This is a genomic window from Hymenobacter sp. FMD4, from assembly GCF_058932745.1.
In genome coordinates this window covers 66,747-85,016 of sequence record NZ_JBZYWH010000004.1, presented here as the reverse complement: position 1 = coordinate 85,016, position 18,270 = coordinate 66,747, and the positions used below count along the sequence as shown (strand labels likewise).

17 protein-coding genes and 1 pseudogene are annotated in these 18,270 nt (G+C 60.0%); 10 read left to right on the top strand and 8 right to left on the bottom strand.

The genetic code is table 11. From position 1 onward, the window contains the following. The first annotated feature begins 38 nt into the window (after positions 1-38). The 5 genes from AC5FXY_RS05745 to AC5FXY_RS05725 all read left to right on the top strand — a co-directional run bounded on the left by AC5FXY_RS05745 (position 39) and on the right by AC5FXY_RS05725 (position 6,728). Positions 39-1,325 carry a sensor histidine kinase gene (locus AC5FXY_RS05745; protein WP_493555686.1) on the top strand — a complete coding sequence of 429 codons (1,287 nt, stop codon included), beginning with the start codon at positions 39-41 and terminating at the stop codon, positions 1,323-1,325. After that, positions 1,301-2,017, top strand: a complete 717-nt coding sequence (locus AC5FXY_RS05740; RefSeq protein ID WP_493555685.1) for a response regulator transcription factor — start codon at positions 1,301-1,303, stop codon at positions 2,015-2,017. Before AC5FXY_RS05745 ends, AC5FXY_RS05740 begins: the two co-directional genes overlap by 25 nt. Positions 2,018-2,130: 113 nt before the next feature. Continuing rightward, positions 2,131-5,115 (top strand): glycosyltransferase family 117 protein, encoded by a 2,985-nt coding sequence (locus AC5FXY_RS05735; protein ID WP_493555684.1) that lies wholly within the window; start codon positions 2,131-2,133, stop codon positions 5,113-5,115. Positions 5,116-5,183: 68 nt separating this feature from the next. Continuing rightward, positions 5,184-5,708, top strand: a complete 525-nt coding sequence (locus AC5FXY_RS05730) for a GreA/GreB family elongation factor (RefSeq protein ID WP_493555683.1) — start codon at positions 5,184-5,186, stop codon at positions 5,706-5,708. Positions 5,709-5,801: 93 nt separating this feature from the next. After that, positions 5,802-6,728 carry a bestrophin family protein gene (locus AC5FXY_RS05725; protein ID WP_493555682.1) on the top strand — a complete coding sequence of 309 codons (927 nt, stop codon included), beginning with the start codon at positions 5,802-5,804 and terminating at the stop codon, positions 6,726-6,728. Between the two features lie 33 nt (positions 6,729-6,761). Here the strand turns inward: AC5FXY_RS05725 and AC5FXY_RS05720 are convergent, their stop codons facing one another. Together AC5FXY_RS05720 and AC5FXY_RS05715 are read right to left on the bottom strand one after the other, a co-directional pair. Further along, on the bottom strand, positions 6,762-7,352 hold the full coding sequence (locus tag AC5FXY_RS05720) for a DUF416 family protein (RefSeq protein WP_493555681.1): 591 nt from the start codon (positions 7,350-7,352) through the stop codon (positions 6,762-6,764). 9 nt (positions 7,353-7,361) lie between these two features. Then, positions 7,362-7,739, bottom strand: a complete 378-nt coding sequence (locus tag AC5FXY_RS05715; RefSeq protein WP_493555890.1) for a helix-turn-helix domain-containing protein — start codon at positions 7,737-7,739, stop codon at positions 7,362-7,364. Between the two features lie 172 nt (positions 7,740-7,911). Here AC5FXY_RS05715 and AC5FXY_RS05710 point away from each other — a divergent pair. After that, positions 7,912-8,049, top strand: a pseudogene (locus AC5FXY_RS05710) (aldehyde dehydrogenase family protein); the annotation flags it as partial. Between the two features lie 173 nt (positions 8,050-8,222). After that, positions 8,223-8,627 (top strand): DUF779 domain-containing protein, encoded by a 405-nt coding sequence (locus tag AC5FXY_RS05705; protein ID WP_493555680.1) that lies wholly within the window; start codon positions 8,223-8,225, stop codon positions 8,625-8,627. An 18-nt stretch (positions 8,628-8,645) separates the two neighbouring features. On the opposite strand, the gene AC5FXY_RS05700 is transcribed toward AC5FXY_RS05705, so the two are convergent. The 3 genes from AC5FXY_RS05700 to AC5FXY_RS05690 form a co-directional block, all read right to left on the bottom strand. Beyond that, the gene (locus AC5FXY_RS05700) at positions 8,646-9,098 is read right to left on the bottom strand and encodes a hypothetical protein (RefSeq protein WP_493555679.1); all 453 of its coding nucleotides are present in this window, start codon (positions 9,096-9,098) and stop codon (positions 8,646-8,648) included. Between the two features lie 126 nt (positions 9,099-9,224). After that, positions 9,225-9,692: a YybH family protein gene (locus AC5FXY_RS05695; protein WP_493555678.1), complete on the bottom strand. Its 468-nt coding sequence runs from the start codon at positions 9,690-9,692 to the stop codon at positions 9,225-9,227. A gap of 91 nt (positions 9,693-9,783) precedes the next feature. Beyond that, positions 9,784-10,353, bottom strand: coding sequence for a glycine zipper domain-containing protein (locus AC5FXY_RS05690; RefSeq protein WP_493555677.1), 570 nt, complete (start codon positions 10,351-10,353; stop codon positions 9,784-9,786). Positions 10,354-11,153: 800 nt separating this feature from the next. On the opposite strand from AC5FXY_RS05690, the gene AC5FXY_RS05685 reads away from it, so the two are divergent. The 3 genes from AC5FXY_RS05685 to AC5FXY_RS05675 all read left to right on the top strand — a co-directional run bounded on the left by AC5FXY_RS05685 (position 11,154) and on the right by AC5FXY_RS05675 (position 13,994). Then, positions 11,154-12,053, top strand: coding sequence for a manganese catalase family protein (locus tag AC5FXY_RS05685; RefSeq protein ID WP_493555676.1), 900 nt, complete (start codon positions 11,154-11,156; stop codon positions 12,051-12,053). Between the two features lie 245 nt (positions 12,054-12,298). Further along, positions 12,299-13,417, top strand: a complete 1,119-nt coding sequence (locus AC5FXY_RS05680; protein ID WP_493555675.1) for an AI-2E family transporter — start codon at positions 12,299-12,301, stop codon at positions 13,415-13,417. A 133-nt stretch (positions 13,418-13,550) separates the two neighbouring features. Further along, entirely contained in the window at positions 13,551-13,994 is a 444-nt protein-coding gene (locus tag AC5FXY_RS05675) for a hypothetical protein (protein WP_493555674.1), read from the top strand. 14 nt (positions 13,995-14,008) lie between these two features. Here AC5FXY_RS05675 and pbpC read toward each other — a convergent pair whose 3' ends face one another. The 3 genes from pbpC to AC5FXY_RS05660 all read right to left on the bottom strand — a co-directional run bounded on the left by pbpC (position 14,009) and on the right by AC5FXY_RS05660 (position 18,236). Next, positions 14,009-16,366, bottom strand: a complete 2,358-nt coding sequence (gene pbpC, locus AC5FXY_RS05670) for a penicillin-binding protein 1C (protein ID WP_493555673.1) — start codon at positions 16,364-16,366, stop codon at positions 14,009-14,011. 51 nt (positions 16,367-16,417) lie between these two features. Beyond that, positions 16,418-17,296, bottom strand: coding sequence for a hypothetical protein (locus tag AC5FXY_RS05665; RefSeq protein WP_493555672.1), 879 nt, complete (start codon positions 17,294-17,296; stop codon positions 16,418-16,420). Positions 17,297-17,444: 148 nt separating this feature from the next. Beyond that, positions 17,445-18,236, bottom strand: coding sequence for a protease inhibitor I42 family protein (locus AC5FXY_RS05660; protein WP_493555671.1), 792 nt, complete (start codon positions 18,234-18,236; stop codon positions 17,445-17,447). Between the last annotated feature and the right edge of the window lie 34 nt (positions 18,237-18,270).

Genomic DNA, 18,270 nt, shown 5'->3' with positions numbered 1-18,270 from the left:
CCATGCTGCGGCCAGGCCTGGCGTGCTAGCTTAGGGGCATGAAATCGTCGGCTATTCGCTGGGTAGTGGTGCTGGGCGTGGTGTCCATTGTAGGCATCATTGCCATGCAGATGTATTGGGTGCAGAAAGCCTTTGCGCTCGAAGAGCGGCGCTTCGACCAGAAGCTGCACCTGGCTCTGCGCAACGTAGCTGCGCACCTCGCCACGTACAACCGCGTTGCGCTGCCTGACCACAGCCCTGTGCGCCAACTGTCGTCGAACTACTACGTGGTAAACGTCAACGACGTCATCGACGCCAACGTGCTCGAGTTTTACCTGGCGAAGGAATTCGCGGCCTTGAATCTGCGGGCCGATTACGAGTACGCCATTTACGACTGCGCCAGCGACGAAATGGTGTACGGTAACTACGTGGCCGCCTCAGCCCGGCCCGTGGCGCAGCGCCCCCAAACCTCGCTGCCGAAGTGGAATCAGTACACGTACTACTTTGGCTTGTACCTGCCCGACCGGGCCGCGTACCTCGCGGGCAAGCTCGATGCGTGGATAGTCAGCTCGGTAGTGCTGCTGGTGGTGGTCGTGTTCTTTGCTTACGCCTTATTCGTGATTCTACGTCAGAAGCAGCTGTCGGAAATCCAGCGCGACTTCATCAACAACATGACGCACGAGTTCAAAACGCCCATCGCCACCATCGGCATTGCGGCAGAAGTGCTGGCTGCGCCCGACATCGTGCGGCAGCCGCAACGCCTGCTCAGCTACGCCGACATCATCCGCGACGAAAACCAGCGCCTAAGCAAGCAAGTGGACAAGGTGCTGCAAATGGCGCGCAGCGAGCGGGAGGAGTTTCGGCTGCACCGCGAAACGGTGGATTTGCACGCCTTGATCGAGCAGGTCGTGCGCAATTTTGACCTACCTGGTAAGAACCCGCAGGGCTGCATTCAGACAAACTTAGCCGCCACGGAGCCTCATGTGCAGGCTGACGCCACGCACCTGGCCAACATCCTGTTTAATCTGCTCGACAACGCTGTGAAGTACGCCGGTACCAACGCCCCGCAGGTAGTCCTGAGCACGCGCGACGCCGGCCGCAAGCTGCAGCTTACCGTCGCCGACAACGGCATGGGTATGGTGGCGGCCGACTGCAAGCGGGTGTTTCAGAAGTTTTACCGGGTGCCCCGGGCCGATGCCGACGCCGTACCTGGCTTCGGGCTGGGCCTGTATTACGTGCGCAACGTGGCCACTGCCCACGGCTGGCCGCTGCGCCTGCACAGCGTGCCGGGCCACGGCAGCACCTTCACCCTTGAGTTTCCGTGGTTGACCTCCGTGCCCGCATGAACCCGACTCCGCCCCGCATCCTTTACGCCGAGGACGACGTGAACCTGAGCTTTGTCACCCGCGACAACCTGGAGCTGCGCGGCTACCACATCACGCACTGCCCCGATGGCCCCACGGCCCTGGCCGCTTTCGGCGAGCAGCCCTTCGACCTGTGCATTCTCGATGTGATGCTGCCCCGCCTCGACGGCTTTGCGCTGGCGCGGCAGATCCGGGCCCGCAATGCTCAAGTGCCCATATTGTTTCTGAGCGCCAAGTCGCTCAAAGAGGACCGCATTCAAGGCCTGCAAACCGGCGCCGACGACTACATCACCAAACCTTTCAGCATGGAGGAGCTGGTGCTGCGCATCCAAGTGTTTCTGAAGCGGAGCAGCGTAGGAAGCAGCGCCCCGGCACGTGCCATTCTGGCCCTCGGGCGCTACACTTTCAGCCCCGAAAACCTTACGCTCAACTGCCCCGAGGAGTGCATCGGCCTTACCCAAAAGGAAGCACAGCTGCTGGCTCTTTTCGGGCGCAATGCCGGCCAAGTGCTGCGCCGCGAAGACATTCTGCAAACCCTGTGGGGCGACGATGATTACTTCATGGGCCGTAGCCTGGATGTATTCGTGTCGCGGCTGCGCAAGTACCTGCGCCACGATGCCAGCCTGCGCATCAAGGCCGTGCACCGCGTCGGGTTTGTGCTGCAGGTGGGGTAAAGCCGATTGGCACCGGAGCTCGGCCGTAGAATCATTTGTTGATGCGCAGACAACTGCTACCCCGTTTCCCGCATCTGAGCCGTTCAGACGCTTCATTCTCACCTGAACGGCTTATGCGCTTTACCTACCATCGGCTCAATAACCTCGTGGGCGGCCTCGTTTTTGCCGCGGCCTTCATCACGTATTGGCTCACGCTTGAGCCCACGGTCAGTTTTTGGGACGTAGGCGAATTCATTGCCAGCGCCCATAAGCTGCAGGTGCCACACCCGCCCGGTGCGCCGCTGTTCTTGCTGCTGGGGCGGCTGGCCTCGTTGTTGAGCTTTGGGTACGCACCGGCCGTGCCGCTGCTCGTCAATGGCTTGTCGGCGCTGAGCAGCGCGCTTACGGTGCTGCTGCTGTTCTGGAGCATTACCATGCTGGCCCGCAATCTGGTGCTGCCCGGCGCGGAAAGGGGAGAGGCTACCACGGCCGAGCAAACGGCGCTCATCCTGGGCAGCGGCGCGGTAGGAGCCTTGGCCTTCGCGTTTTCCGATTCGTTTTGGTTTAATGCCGTGGAGGCCGAAGTATACGCCATGTCGTCGCTGGGCACGGCGGTGGTGGTGTGGCTAATGCTGAAGTGGGAGGCCCGCGCCGATGAGGCTGATGCCGATAAGTGGCTGGTGTTGATTGCTTACATCATCGGGCTGAGCATCGGGGTGCACTTGCTCAACCTGCTGGCCATTCCGGCCCTGGGCCTGATTTACTACTTCCGCCGTACGGTCCAGCCCACTTGGCGCGGCGGCGTGCTTACCCTGGGCACAAGCTTCGCGCTGGTGCTGACGATTCTGGTGGGCGTGATTCCCGGCTTGCCGTCGTTGGCAAGCAGCGTAGAAGTGATGTTCGTCAATGCGTTTGGCCTGCCATTCAACTCCGGCGTCAGCTTCTTCCTGCTGATGCTGGTCGCGCTGATTGGTTTTGGCTTCCGCTACGCCGTACGCACCGGCAGCCGCGTGCTGCACACTTCGCTGATGAGTCTGGTATTCGTGCTGATCGGGTATTCCTGCTACCTCATCGTCCCGATTCGCTCCGGTTTCAACCCGCTCATCGACGAAAACAACCCCGAGGATGTACTTTCCTTTGTGAGCTACCTGAAGCGCGAGCAGTACGGCGACCGGCCCTTGCTCTACGGGCCGCAGTTCAACGCCCAGCCCATCGCGCAGCAGGAAGGCGCCCCGCGCTACGAGCGGAAAGATGGCCGCTACGTGGTGGCGGAGCGCCGGCTGCAGACCGAGTACGCCGCCGAAGACAAAACCCTGCTGCCGCGCCTCTACAGCACTTTGCCCGGCCACTTGCACGAGTATCAGAAGTGGGTGGAGGTGCAGCCCGATCAGCGCCCCACTATGGCTCAGAACCTCTCGTTCATGCTGCGCTACCAGCTAGGGCACATGTATTGGCGGTACTTCCTCTGGAACTTCGTGGGGCGCGAGTCCGATATGCAGCACGCCGGGGTGCTCTGGCCGACCAATGCCAGCAAAAACGGCTTGCCCGAGCACCTGGCCGACAACCGTGCCCGCAACAACTACTTCGCCTTGCCGCTGCTGCTGGGCCTGGCCGGCTTGCTGCTGCACGCGCGCCGCGACGGGCGGGGCGCCCTCGTGGTAGGAATGCTGTTTGTGTTGACGGGCGTGGGCGTGGTGCTGTACCTCAACCAGCCGCCCACCGAGCCGCGCGAGCGGGATTATGCCTTCGCCGGCTCGTTCTATGCCTTCGCCATCTGGATCGGGCTGGGCGTGCTGGCCTGTGCCGAAGCGCTGCGGAGCCTGCTGCGCCCGGCGCGGCTGCGCGTGGCGCTGGCTACGGGGCTTAGCCTCACGGTGCCTGCCCTTATGGCTGCCGAAGGCTGGAACGACCACAACCGCTCCGACCGCTACATGGCGCTGGACTGGGCCAAAAACATGCTCAATAGCGTCGCGCCGAACGCGCTGCTCATCACCTACGCCGACAACGACACCTTCCCGCTCTGGTACGCCCAGCAGGTAGAAGGCATCCGCCCCGACGTGCGCGTGGCCGTGCTCAGCTACCTGAACACCGACTGGTACATCGACCAGCTAAAGCAGCCCATGGGCGCCTCGGCTCCGCTGCCGATGACTTTGCAGCGTCAGGATTACACCCAAGGCACCAACGATTACCTGCCGCTGGTGCCCAACCCGGCCGTGGCGGCCGTGAACCTGAAGGAGTTTACGCAGCTGGTGCGCCAGAATTCGCCGCTGCTGCGGGTACAAACGCAAAGCGGTCGGCCGCTATTGGCGGTGCCCTCGCGCACGTTTTTCCTGGATGTGGATACGGCCATGGTACGGCAAGCTGACCTGGTGCAGAGGGCGCGGCGTGGGCAGGTAGTGCCACGCATGACGTGGCAGGCGGCCCAAGGCGGGGTGATGGAGAAGAAGGAGCTGGCTATTTTGGATGTGCTGGCCGCCAACAACTGGCAGCGGCCCGTCTACATGTCGACGAGTATGCCGCCGCAGGAGTATCTGGGCCTGGAAAACTACTTCCAGCTTGAAGGCCTGGCTTACCGCATTCTGCCTGCGGCCAATCCGGAAGCCAAAGTCACACCGCAGGAAATCGGCTACGTAAGCCGCGAACTGCTCTACGACTCGCTGATGCGCAAATTCGTCTACCGCAACCTCGACAACCAGCGCGTGTACTACGACGAGCAACAACGCCGCTTGGTAGGGCAGTACCGCGAACAGTTCGTGCGCTTGGCCCAGGCTTACCTCCGCGACGGCGACCAAGCAAAAGCCAAACAGGTAATCGACCGATGCCTGCGCGTGATGCCCGACGACTCATTGCCCTATGACTACTTCACCGCCGATCTGGTAGCGCCGCTGGTGCAGGTAGGCGACGCGCCGCGCGCCCACCGCATCATGGACCTGCTTACCAACCGTGCCCAGCAAAGCCTCGCCTACTACAGTACTCACAATCCCATTCTGTTCGACCGCGAAGTGCAGCTGCAACTCGTCACGCTCAGCCGCCTCTACCAAGCCGCCGCCGATACCAGCGACCAACCACGCGCCGCCCGCATTGCCGGGCTGCTGGAGCAGTACATGCCGCGTTCCTGATTGCAGGGCACGCCAGTACGGGGCTGCAATAATGAATCCCGCCTGCCGTGCCCTGCGTTTAGCAGCCCATGAGCCGAGGTTTTGTAAAAGAAGACGACTCCCAGCAGCCGCCCATCATTCCGCCGCGGGCTGCCTTGCCGCCCAATACGCCCAACTACGTGACGCCCCAAGGCCTGGAGCAGCTGCGCGAGGAGCTCACGGCCCTGGAGGCTGAGCGCAGCCAGGCCGAGGCCAACCGCGAGAACGACACCGACCGCACGCGCCAGCTCAGCCTGATTAACGGCAAAATGAGTGCTTTGAACACCCGCATTGCCAGCGCCAAAGTTGTTGATCCGCGCCAGCAGCCGGCCGGGGAAGTGCGCTTTGGGGCTACCGTCACGTTGCACACCCGCAGTGGCGGCAAGCCGGGCACGGAGCGGCGCTTTGCCATCGTGGGGGTGGATGAGGCTTCGGTGGCTGAGGGCAAGGTAGCTTTTGTGGCGCCCATTGCGCGGGCGGTGCAGGGCGCCCGACTGGGTCAGCTGGTCACGCTGCACCTCGGCGGCAAGGAAGAAGTGGTGGAAGTAACCAGCATCAGCTACGAAGGCCAGTAAACCAAGCGGCTGCCGGCCAGGGCTGCGGTACTTGGTCTGGACTTGTAGATTTGCGGAGCGTGCAATTGCACGCGCTATTGAATCCGCCAGCGCATGATTGTTTACAAAGCCTCCGATTGGTGGGAAGCGTTTCGCCACCTGCACACTTCGCCCATTATCAAGCGCCTGCTCAAACGGGTGCTGCTGCTGGGTGTGTATGGTGCCGTGGTAGCGGTGGTGGAGCTGGAGTTTATCAGGCTCGAATTCACCGTTGATCGGGAGTATTTTTCGCTGCTGGGCATTCTGCTGAGCTTGTTGCTGGCCTTCCGCACCAACACTGCCTACGACCGATTCTACGAAGGCCGCCGGCTATGGGGCCAGCTCGTGAACAACTGCCGCAACCTGGCCGTGCTGCTCCACGCCCGCCTGCCCGCCGACGACCACGAAAACCGCTTCCACCTCGCCAAGCTGCTGTCGAACTTTCCCATTGCCCTCGACGGCCACCTGCGTGGCGCTGTGCGCTTCGAAAATTTAGAGGACCTGGAACGCGGGCAGATGGAGCTGCTGCGGCAGTCGGGCCACGTGCCGTCGTTGCTTTCGGCCATGCTGCAGGAGCACTACGAACGGCTGCTGCGCCAGGAACTGATTCTGCCGGTACACCTGCTGGCTATTCAGCGCCACCACGAAACCTTGCTGGACGTAACCGGTGCCTGCGAGCGAATCCAGAAAACTCCGATTCCGTTTTCTTACAGCTTCTTTATCAAGGGCTTTATTTCGGTGTTTCTCTTCGCTATGCCCTTGGTACTACTCGATACCTACGGCTATTTCATGATACCCATTACCATGTTTGGCGCCTATGCGCTGCTAGGCGTGGAAATGATCGGCGACGAAATCGAGGACCCTTTCGGAATGGATAGCAACGACTTACCCTTGACGCAGCTCTCGAACCGGATCCGCGTGAACGTGCACGAAATCCTGGGCGTAGAGCTCCATCAGCAGAAGAAAGACTTGGCCGACGCGCTTTACAGCGTAGTCTATTAGGGGCGCGAAACGAATTCCCGCGCTGCAAGCCGTCTATTTTAAGCGCTCCACATCAATAATGCCCCCCGAGCCATTCAATCGGCGGAGTTGGTGGATGCTGGCGCTGTCAAACTCGTGAATACTGAGCAAGGCTTCCAATATGCGATGCTGCCGGGCCTTTTCGGCTTGCATCAAGGGGTGGGAGTCTATAACTGCGTTCAAGTCCCATCTATTCGGGTCGAGGTCTAATGATACCTGCACGAATAAATCTATACTGTCGGTAGCAGCCGTTATGCAGTGGATAATTTTTGCTTCGTCTTTGTCAATAAGAAACATTAAAGCTTGTTCAAGAGCTGAGCATGCATCGAGTGCGTAAGCCGCTAAGTCGCCTTCAAACTCATCCAAGTCAGGCATGATAGACTCTAATTCTTCGAGTGTGTCCGCTGACTCTTCGGCTAGAAAATCACCTAGTCCTGAACTGTAGAGTATCTCAAGACCACGTTCGTACACGGCTGGCTGGCCCCAATTTTTGGCTTCGTGAAAAGCTTTGTATTGAGGTAGTAGCCTTTCACATACTAGCCCGGTGAATACTGCCTTCTGCTTATCAGATAGGCTATAAATGAGGGTTGCGATGTCGTCTTGCATAACGCAAAGCTACCCCAACGCCCACTTCTTCTTGTACAGCCCCGGCGTGAGGCCTTCGTACTTGCGAAACAGCTTCTGGAAGTACGCCGGGTTGTTGAAGCCGGCGCGGTAGCACACCTCGGTCACGGTGCTGAGCGGATGGCGCAGCAGGCGCTTGGCTTCCTTGAGGCGTTCCTCAATGATGTATTCCACCGGCGTCAGGCCAAACTCGCGCTTGAAGAGGCGAAAGAACGTGGCCTTGCTCATGCAGGCCATTTCACTCAGCTTTTCCACCGACAGCGGCTCGGCCAGATTGCGCCGGATATACTGCACCACGTGTGCGAAGCGGTGCGTAGTAAGGTGTTGCTGATAATGGTCGAAGATGAGCTTGCGGGCCTGCGTCTGCATCAGGCGCACCAGTAGCTCTTGCAGCGTGAAGTCGGCCAGCACATCCTTGGCCGCTGTGGTTTCCTGCGACACTCGAATGATGCGCTCCAGCGTGCTCGTCAGCTCGGGCGTGTTGTGCAGGTGGGCGTGGTCGTGGGCATCGAGCTGCCAGGGCGTATGCGCCTCGGTGCGCGGCCGCGTGTGGGTCAACTGCTACCACCACTACCCGGCCCACGCACCATTCGGCGGCTACTACAAGTCGGGCTTCGGACGCGAGAATCACAAGATGATGCTCAACCACTACCGCCAGAACAAGAACATGCTTATGAGCAGCCTGACTCAGAATGTCAGCCGGGTAGAACGTCATGCTGTAGGCAGATGGAGCAACTCGCCGGGTAGTAATTGGCCGTTAGGAGCCGGTTCAGCCCCGACTCAGCACGCGAGTTGCTCCGAACTGCGCAGCATGACGTTTTGCTTTTGGTACCACTTTATTTTTTGCTTTCCATGTCTGCTCCTACTCCCCGTGTCCTGCTGACGCCCGCCGCTGAGGCCACCATCGATTTGCTGCGCGACCAGCACGGCCCGCTGATGTTTCACCAGAGCGGCGGCGGCTGCGACGGTTCCTCACCCACGTGCTTTACAGACGGCGAATTCCGCGTCGGGACCAACGACGTATGGTTGGGCCGCATCCACGGCTGCAATTTCTTTATGAGCGCCGCGCAGTTTGAATACTGGAAGCACACCCAGCTCACCGTGGACGTGACCAAAGGCCGCGGGGCCAGCTTCTCACTGGAAGTTCCGCTCGGCGTGCGGTTCCTGATCCGCTCGCGGCTATTTACCAAGGAAGAGGCGCAGAATATGGCCCCGATTCACGCAGGTGACGAAGTTCCAAACGAACCTTCTGCTTAGACACTGGCCATCAAAGCACTACCACTCCGTTTCCCTGATGGTGACGCTATCAGAGGGGAAGCTAGTGCCGATCGGCGTGTTAGCATCAATGGTTACACTTTTGCGGGGCTTTCCATCGACAAGGATTTCGGCCTTCAGTACAGCACTAGGCGGAATGGTTTGACCGGGTAGTACACGTCTCAGGCCGATTACGGCAGTGTAAGTGCGGCTGCGCGAAACGGTAACTGCTGGTGAAATCTGGTCCATGCTCGCAGATGGAATCGGACTAGCAAAAATGAGCGCGGCATCGGAGCGCCTGACGTTGGTAATGACTTCTACATAAGCACCCGTATTGCCTAGTCCCGTGCCGCTATAGCGCACGCTTACTTGGTGCGTGTCTGCCGGCGTTGGAGAATCAGTTTTGCATGCTGTAACCGCCAGCACACCAGATAGAAGCAAAACGCTAACTTTTTTCGCGAGGGAGAATACCATAGTAACAATAACAATAGGCGGACGGAAGCACGGCTTCCTCAACTTGGTGGTGCAAACAAACCTACAAGAAAAACGCCCCGTCAGCCAAAACTGACGGGGCGTTTCTGTGAAGCGTTTAGAGGGCCGCTATTTTGCCTTTACCGGCAGGCCTTCCAGCTGGGCGTAGCTCAGCTTCCACAGCCCTTTGGGGTTTTTCTTCCAGATCAGGACGAAGTTGCCTTCGCCTTCGCCCTCGGGCTGGCCGGGGCCAGCGGGCAGTACGTCTACTTCGAATGTGCCACCTTCGTAGGCAATGTTGTCGCTGGCGCCGGAGCTGACCACGCGCAGGCGCAAATCCTCGATGGTGCCGAGGGTTTCGCGCACCCAACGGTTCGATACTTCCGAGCGGCCCTGGAAGTGGGCTTCGCCCTGGATGTAGTGCACGTCATCGGCAAACATGGTGTCGAGCTGAATGGCGTTGCGGCTATTCCAAGCCGAGATAAACTGCTGATTAAGCGTCTGCACGTTGACGGCGGCGGTGTCTTTGTTTTCAGTCTTGGTGCAAGACGAAACGAACGCGGCCACAACGAGCAGCATCCACAGGGAGGGTTTCATAAAACCAGGGTTTTGGTGGGGTTGGGGTTAAAGTATTTCGCCGACTCCGGCACGGGGCTGGAGTCGGCGAAATAAAGGTAGGGGCGCAAACTTACCAGCTCTTGCGGCGGTATTCGGAATTCGGGTAAGCGGTGTTGCGCTGACCGTACGAATCGTTAGGCAAGTAAGCCGAAGCCATGCCACCGGTCATAGTAGTGCCAGTCATGTTATACATCATGGTAGGCTGGGCACCGAAGCCGTTGGCCACCACGGGTACTTGGGGCTGCTGCACCTGGGCCAAGGCAGCTTTCTGCTCGGCAGCCTCGGCGCGGCGGGCGAGGGCATTGCGCTCGGCACGGGCAGCGGAAGCTTTGCGTTCGGCGGCGTTGGCACGCCGTACGGCAGCTACGCGGTTGGCCTCAGCGGCCTCAGCCTTGCGCTTGTTCTGCACGTTGCGGCCGATCATATAACCGGTACCGGCACCCGCGGCAGCACCCACGGCGCCACCCACTACGCGGTTGCGCTTGTGAATGATAGCACCGGCGGCGGCGCCACCCAAGCCACCGATTACGGCGCCTTTGGCTTGTGGGCTGATGGGTTTTCTTTCCTGGGCCTGAACGTCGCTAGCGAAGAGCGAGCTTACCATCAGGGCTGGAATCATGATATAGCTGAGCGTTTTCATGGCTTTGTTGAAGTTAGTGGATTGGTAATCAGTGGTATGTAAGCTTTTGCAAGCACCGTGCCATAACGACAAAACTCTGTTTGAGGTTTGGGAGCGGGTGAGTAAGCAGAAGACGAAAGTCTTGGTGCCAACCAACCTGCAATCCGGTCCTGACCGATGTCAATGACCGTCGTTCTTGCAAGGGTATTTCCGAAAACCGTGCCAATCTCACTTGAGCCTACCCGCAAGCAGGGGCTCTCTGATGAAGACCACAGTTCAGCGTATATAAACGGGGTTTTAAGAACTAAGGCTCTAATTCAGATGCCCAGGGTGTGGGTATAGTTTGAGTTGATTTGCCTGCTCGGATGAGGTAGGGCTAGTTAATTGCTTGCTGCGCTTAGAGCAAAGAACTGAGGCAGCTTCTTGAAGAAGAACTCTCGGACATCAGCCCGCAGATGTCTTGCTAGCTAGGACTTCCTACGGTTCGTCAAGCTCGACGTAGCGCACTGGTTTTGCTGTTCGAGTATCAGGTTAATGTCCTCGATCTTTTTCAATTAACAGGGAAGTCTGCTCTACCCACGTCCTGAAACTTGCCTTAGGTTGTGCGCAGCCGGAAGGGGAAAAGAGATAGAAAGGCCTATTTCAATTAAGGTTATCCGTGTAAACACTTATATTTAAGTATTAATACGTAATAAAATGGGTTAATGTACGGGGTAAAAGCCGTAGTTCTGCAGCAGTCTTTAGCTGAAAAGCAAGCGTATAGAGATGCTAATTCCCCAGCTCAATCTTTAGCCTACCATAACCAAAACCCTTTTCACATCATGTTCTACCACGATAAAGAACTCCAGTACAAAGTACGGGTTGACAAGCCCAATCCGGTGTTTGCGCGCATGCTGCAACAAGCCATTGGCGGCATCGAAGGCGAAATCCGAGTGTGCCTGCAGTATATGTTTCAGGCCTGGGGTTCGCGCGGTCCGCAGAAGTACCGCGACATGCTGCTCGAAACCGGCACGGAGGAAATGGCCCACATCGAGATGCTGGCTACGGCTGTGGCACTGAACCTAGAAGGTGCTCCGATGGGGCTGAAGGACGAAATGGCCAAGGATAAAGCCATTGGAGCCGTCATGGGTGGCATGGATGTGCGCCATGTGCTGTCGTCGGGCCTGGCGGCAATGGCCGTAGATGCCAACGGCGTCCCTTTCAACGGTTCGTGGGTAGTGGGCAGCGGCAACCTCGCCGCTGATATGCATGCCAACGTGATGGCCGAAAGCACTGGCCGCGTGCTGGCTACTCGCCTCTGGGAAGCCACCGACGACGCAGGCATGAAAGACATGCTGGCCTTCCTCATTGCCCGCGACACCATGCACCAGAACCAGTGGCTGGCCGTGCTGGAAGAAATCGGCGGTCTGCAAGGTGTTCACCCCATCCCGAACAGCTTCCCGCAGAGCGAGGAAAACAAGGATTTCAACTACGCCTTCGTAAGCACCTACATTGGCAACGATACCTTGGAAGGTGGCCGCTGGACGAAGGGCCCGTCGCTGGACGGTAAAGGCGAGTTTAGCGTGGTGAAAGCTCAGCCCTTAGGCGGTATTCCACAACTGGCCCCGCCCGATCCGCGCGGCCATGCCCAAACCGAGCAGATGACCGCTGTTGACGGCATCATAGGCACCGTAACCGACAAGATCAAAGGCAAACTGAGCGGCAGCGGCTCGGGCGGCTAAGCCGCATCGGCTCCCGCAGCCTGACACCTGCTTCCGGCCCCCGAACGCACTGCCAATGCGGTGCATTCGGGGGCCGGTTTTTGTTTGTGCTGCACGCCGCCTGGCTCCGAGAAGAGGGCGAGGCAAGGCGTTGTAAACCAACCTTTAGGCAAAACGACTAGTATGATCAATGTGGCGCCTGCTTCCGGCAGCGGCGTTTAGTCTTTCTCGCCGGTAATAATGCGCGTTGCTTAACTGCTCCAATTATGGATGGTACACCCCAACGCCTTTCTCGCCCACGTTCCACCGGGCCGCCACCCGCTGCCGAGCCTTTCGAACCCCAGGAGCAGTCCTCCGGCTTCGTTTCCCGTGTGCTTATTGTGGTGGGGATTGTGGTATTTGCGGGGCTGTTGCTGGCTTTTCTGTGGGCCAGCAAGTCCGTTCTGCTGCTGGGCTTCGGAGTGGTGCTGATGGCTGTGTTGTTACGGGCCGTGGCGCGGCTGCTACGCAAGGCTGTTCCAAAGCTGCCAATGAAGGGCGCAGTAGGGCTTGCTACCGTGCTCTTGCTGGGGGCGCTGACCGGCGTAATCGTGCTGGCTGCCCCGCGGATATCCGATCAGGCCGATGCCCTGACGGCCGAAATCCCCGCTTCTATCGACAAGATCAAGCAGCAGCTCGACAATACACAGTGGGGCCGTTACATACTCAAGAACATGGACGATGAGCTGCCAGCGCCTTCGCTGCAGCGCGTGACGGGCGTGCTCGGCGGCATAGCCGGCGTGCTCACCAATACGGTAGTTATCTTGGTCGGGGGACTGTTCCTGGCGCTCAACCCCACTCTGTATGTATCGGGTTTTGCGCGGCTGTTCCCGGTGAAGCGGCGGGCCCGTACCCGGGCCATCGTCAGCAGTGTAGCCGATAAGCTGGAAGGCTGGCTACTGGGCCAGTTCATTGCCATGCTGGCGGTAGGCGTGCTTACTTGGCTGGGCCTGATGCTGCTGGGCATGCGACTGGCGCTGGTGCTGGCCATCATTGCCTTTATTTTCGACTTTGTGCCCTTTATCGGTCCCTTGGTAGCGGCAGTGCCGGCCTTGCTGCTGGCAGTGCTGGAGGGCCCTCAGATGGTGCTCTATGTAGGGCTGGTGTATTTGGCAATACAGCAGGTTGAGAGTTACGTGGTGGTTCCATTGGTACAGCAGCGGACGGTGGCCGTACCGCCGGTGTTGCTTCTGCTAGGGGCCTTGCTCGGCGGGGTATTGTTCGGCTTGCCGGGCACCATCATTGCCATGCCCGCGCTGGTGGTGGTCATCACGCTGGTGCAGGAAATTTACATCAAAGACACGCTGGGCGACGAGCTAGGCACGGAATCCGATAAAGCAGATTGAGGCTTGGGGAAAGAAAATTCCAGCTCAGGCTAGCAATATGCGAGCCTGGGCCTGCGCTGCATTACCAACGCCCCAGCTGAAGATGCGTACTTTGTAAGTATCTGCCCGCCTACGTTGTTTCTCCACCTGATCCATGTTGCTGCCTTCGCCCTTTGCTCTCGTCGAAATGTCCTACCGCCCCGACCTGCATATCGTGGTCTTGCGCTGGATGGGGCCTAGCTCCGACGATGAAATACGCCAGGTATACCGGTTTTTGCAGCAAGCAGCCCCCAACCATTGCCGGTTCTGGCTGCTGGATGGGCGGCGTCGGCACAGCTCCAGCCGAGTGGTAACAGATTGGATTTTTGGTGAATTTCTACCGCAGGCCGCGCAGCACATGGGTGGCCGCATCCACCTCAGCTACCTGGTAGCGCCCGACAGCCTGCCCGGTGCCACCGATTTTTTGAGCAGCCAGCCAACAGTTGTTGATCATACATTGCCCTATCGTCTGCACTACGCTATTCAGGAAGGCGATGCTACCGATTGGCTATTGCAGGCCCAACGAGCCGAACAGAATAGCCCATCTGCTGTAAGCTAGGGGAATTATCCCCCTTACAAGCGCTCCACCAGCACCCGCACATCGGTGTTGCGGCCGTGGTCGTCGGCGCAGGAAATCTTTAGCGGACCGATGCCTGGGCGAATGAAAACAGCTTCGGCCGGACTAGCAGCCCGCACAAACTGGTCGTTGGCGTACCAATACACCTGGCGTACGTCGTTGGCGGCGGCGCAGCGCAATTGTAACTGCTGCGAGTCGTGGGCATCGAGCACGTACTCGGCATTGGGCGTGGGCGAGAGGATGCGTGGTGCCTGATCGAGCGTGGCATCGGCGGCGCGTACGAGGGTGCAGGCGGAATTATGCGGCGGCCGCACGGCATGGGGCAGGCCCTGGGCAGCTTTGAACGCCAGAACTTCGGGCGTGAAGTTGGGGTAGAGCACGCGGCGGTAGCCCGCGGCGGGTAAGCAGGCGCGGCAATAGCTCCGGTCGCCTTCCGCCGATACAAACACTTCCTGCTGATGCTCGCAGCGGCGCACATCCGATACGCCGGGCAGAAAATAATCCATAACCTGATCGGGGCAATGCTCACTCGGTACCTTGCCGCTTACCGAGCATACCAAGCGAAAATCCAGCCCGGCAGGCGGTGCAAACCACTCGCCGCCGTCGTTGTAGCTCAGCGCATTGAACAGGTCAAATAGTAGGGGCGTAGCTACGTCGGTGCCGGTGAGGGCGGGGGCGCCTTGGCCCGAGAAATTGCCAACCCACACCCCAATGGTGTAGTGGCGGTTGTAGCCGATGCTCCAGGCGTCGCGGCGGCCGTAGCTAGTGCCGGTTTTCCAGGCAATGCGCGGCAGGCGCAGGGAGTTTTCGTAGCCCACCGGCAAATCAGGCCGCACGAGTTGCGACAGGATGTCGGTGACGAGGTACGCCGCAGCGGGTGATACCAGCGGCTCTGGTTTCACCGGCGGGCTTTGCTGGGTCCAGCGCAGCGGTGCGTAGTGGCCCCCATCGGCCAGCGCGGCGTACAAACCCACCAGCTCTTCCAACGACGCACCGCAGCCGCCCAGAATAGTGCTTAGCCCTAATTGCGGCGCCTGCCGGGCCACCGTGCGGAACCCGGCGCGACGCAGCTGTTGCGTAAAAGCATCGGTGCCAAGTTGCTGCAGCACGTGCACGGCCGGGATGTTGAGCGAGTATGCCAAGGCCCGCTCCAGCGTCACCTCGCCGTTGCAGCGCTTGTCGAAGTTTTCGGGCCGAAAGCCGGCGAAGTTGGTGGGCACGTCGGGCAGCACGCGCTTGGGCGTGATAAGGCCCCGGTCGATGGCTACGGCGTACAGAAACGGTTTCAGCGTACTACCCGGCGAGCGGACGGCCCGAATGCCATCGACCTGGCCCTGGTGCAGCACATCCCGAAAATCAGCGGAACCTACGTAGGCCTCCACGGCGCGGGTGCGGTTGTCGACCACCAGCACGGCAGCCTGTGTGATGCCCAGCGGCGCAAGGCGGCGCACGTAGTGGCGCGTGAGGTCTTCGGCCTTGGCCTGCTTGGCGCGCACCAAAGTCGATCTTACCGTGGCCGTTGGTTTCGCATTGGGAAGGCGCACGGCGCGCTGCTGCTCCACCAGCCGGCGGGCAAAATGCGGCGCCAGATGCGGTGCTGCGCGGCGTTGGGCCAGCAAGGGCTCCGCAAGCGCGTTGTCGACGTCGGCTTGTGCAAACACGCCCTCCGCCGAGAGGCGCCGCAGCCACTTGTTGCGGGCCGCGAGCAAGGCGCCGTTGTGGCGGCCGGGCGCGAGGCCCGTCGGGTTGTTGGGCACAATGGTGAGCGTAACCGTCTGGGCCAGGGAGAGATAGTGCGGTGGCTGCCCGTAGTACAGCAGCGCAGCTGATTTTACGCCCTCCACGTTGGAGCCGTAAGGCACCAGGTTCAGGTACAGCTGCAGAATTTCATCCTTGGAGTAATGTGCTTCCAGCTGCAGGGCCCGCAGCATTTCCAGCAGCTTGTTGCCCACAGTGCGCTCCTTCGGCTCCAGCAGCCGAGCCACTTGCATGGTGATGGTGCTGGCCCCGGTCCGGCGGCCGTTGCCGGTAGCATTGCGGGCACCAGCTTGGAGCAGGGCCACGGGGTTGATGCCCGGATGGTAGTAGAACCATCGGTCTTCTTTGGCGACGATGGCCTTGCGGAGCGTGGGGGTGATGTCGCGCAGCTCGGTGGCCATGCGCCACTTCTGGTCGGGCGAAAGGTAGGCGTGCAGCACCGAGCCATCGGCCGCCAGCACCAGCGGCGAATAGGGCCGGGGCGAGGGAAGTGGGAATGCCCAGTTCAGCCCTGCTGCCATAAGTAACGCGAACAGCAACCCCAGCAGCGGCCACCGCAGGCGGCGCAACAAGGGGTACGGCGGGCGGCGGAACATAAGCGTCAGGGGCAAATCAGCAGTTGCCGTGAAGGTAACACCAGCTCAGTACTATACCTCAAAAACCGGCAGGCGCCAGCGGCGGCCGGTGAGCTTGCGCCAAGTGCGACGCCAGCCCTTGAGGTTGCGGTATTCCAGCTCGGAATGGTGCAGCGCGGGCAGGTTCAGCGCATCGAGGCGACGCAGCAGGTCGGGGTGGCTGCTGCCTTGGTGCTTCCCAAACAGCTCGACCAGCGTGGGCCTTACACCTTTGAGGTTCCAGTAGTGCAGCACGTAGGGCGCGGCTTCCTGCACCGGGCCGGCCATGGTGAGGCGCACGCTGAATGCTAGCTGCTCCATCAGGTGCTTGCGGTACACTGCGTAAAACTGCTCGGCCAGCTCGCGCACCTCGCGCAGCAGCGGCAGTTCCCGGCTGCTCAGCCCAATGGCGCCCGAGTTCAGCATCACCGTTTCGGGCGTAATCTGAACTGGCGTGCCGCCGAATCGGTAAGGATGACCGGTGAGGTTGCGGTATACTTTGCGGTTGAGGTTGTCGCCGTAGCCGAGGCGGCCTTCGGTGGCGTGCAGGAAACGCTGCCCCTGCGCTATCTGCGCAAACAGCGGTGCGGGGTTTAGCTGCCAGATGGTATCGGTGTCGATGAGCAGCAGATTACCGGGGTAATGCACAGCTGCGTGTTCCAGCACCCCGATTTTCACCATGTACACCATATCAGCCTTGCCGCGCCAGGCTTTCCACTCTTCGGGCGTTACGGCAGGGTAGTGCACATCGGGCCGCGGGCCGAGTACCTGTTGGAAGGCCGCGGCATCATCGGTATAGATGAGTACCTGTGCCGGTGGCTCCGGAGCTACACGGAAGTAGGAAAGCACGCTGTACAACGCTTCGCAGCGCAGCGCGGCAGGGCCTTGGGCTAGGTAAATCAGGTAATTCATCGGAAGGCAAAGATAGGCGCTGCACCCCGGCAGTGCCGCCGTCATTTGCCCGTCGAAATTATTGTTACCCCGCACAGGCGCCACACAAAGAGGAGGGTGGCGTCCGGCTGATTATGCCGGGCTTTTTACAACCAAAGACTGGAGTGAATCACCTGCTACCCGTTACCGCGGGTACTTCCACATCGAGCACGAAGTCCCGAGCCGGCGGGGCCTCGTTGTCGGTGCCGCTGCGGTACAAAAAGCGGATGGTGGTACGGCCGGGGTTCAGCGCTTGGTAGTTAAACGTTACTTCTTCCGGACTGCCGGGCTTGGGCTTTTTGCGGCGCTGCTTGGCCGGCTGCTCCTGCTGCGTTACTAGTTGCACCACGTTATCGGCAATGGGCATGGCTTCCCAGCGGTACGCCGAGCCGGTGGTGGTGCCGAGGCGGATTTGCAGCTGGTCGCCCTTGTTTACCGTCACGCGGCCGTGGTTGTCATACTCGGTGATGTTGACATTTTTGGCCACGCCGGGCTGGTCGATGGTCAGGTAGACGTGGAAGTAGCCGCCGAGCGGTGAGTAGCCCGTGCCCGGTAGCGCCGAAATCAGGGTCAGGTCGAGTCCGCCGGTACCTATCGCCTGAAATTGTAGCTCGTGGGTGGCTGGGGCGCCGGGCACGCCGCTGCTCACGCCCGGCAGAGCTACGCTTCTGACCAGCGTGAGCTGGCCGGGATAGTTCTGTACCATGCGCCATCCGTAGCGGGCACTAGTGGTAGGCAAGCGTACGATCAGCCGGTCGCCCACGGTCAGCTGTACCTGCCGACCGTTGTCGTTGGCATTGAGCCGGACCGGCCCTCCCTGGTCCTCATTGTTTTGGGCATATGTGCCCGCGGGCAGATTCAGCAGCAGAAATAGCGCCAGCAACAAGCGGTTGACCGGAGCGAATTCGAAATGAGCCTTCATAGCAATAGCCTTTGCCGGGTGGTGTTCGTTGTAC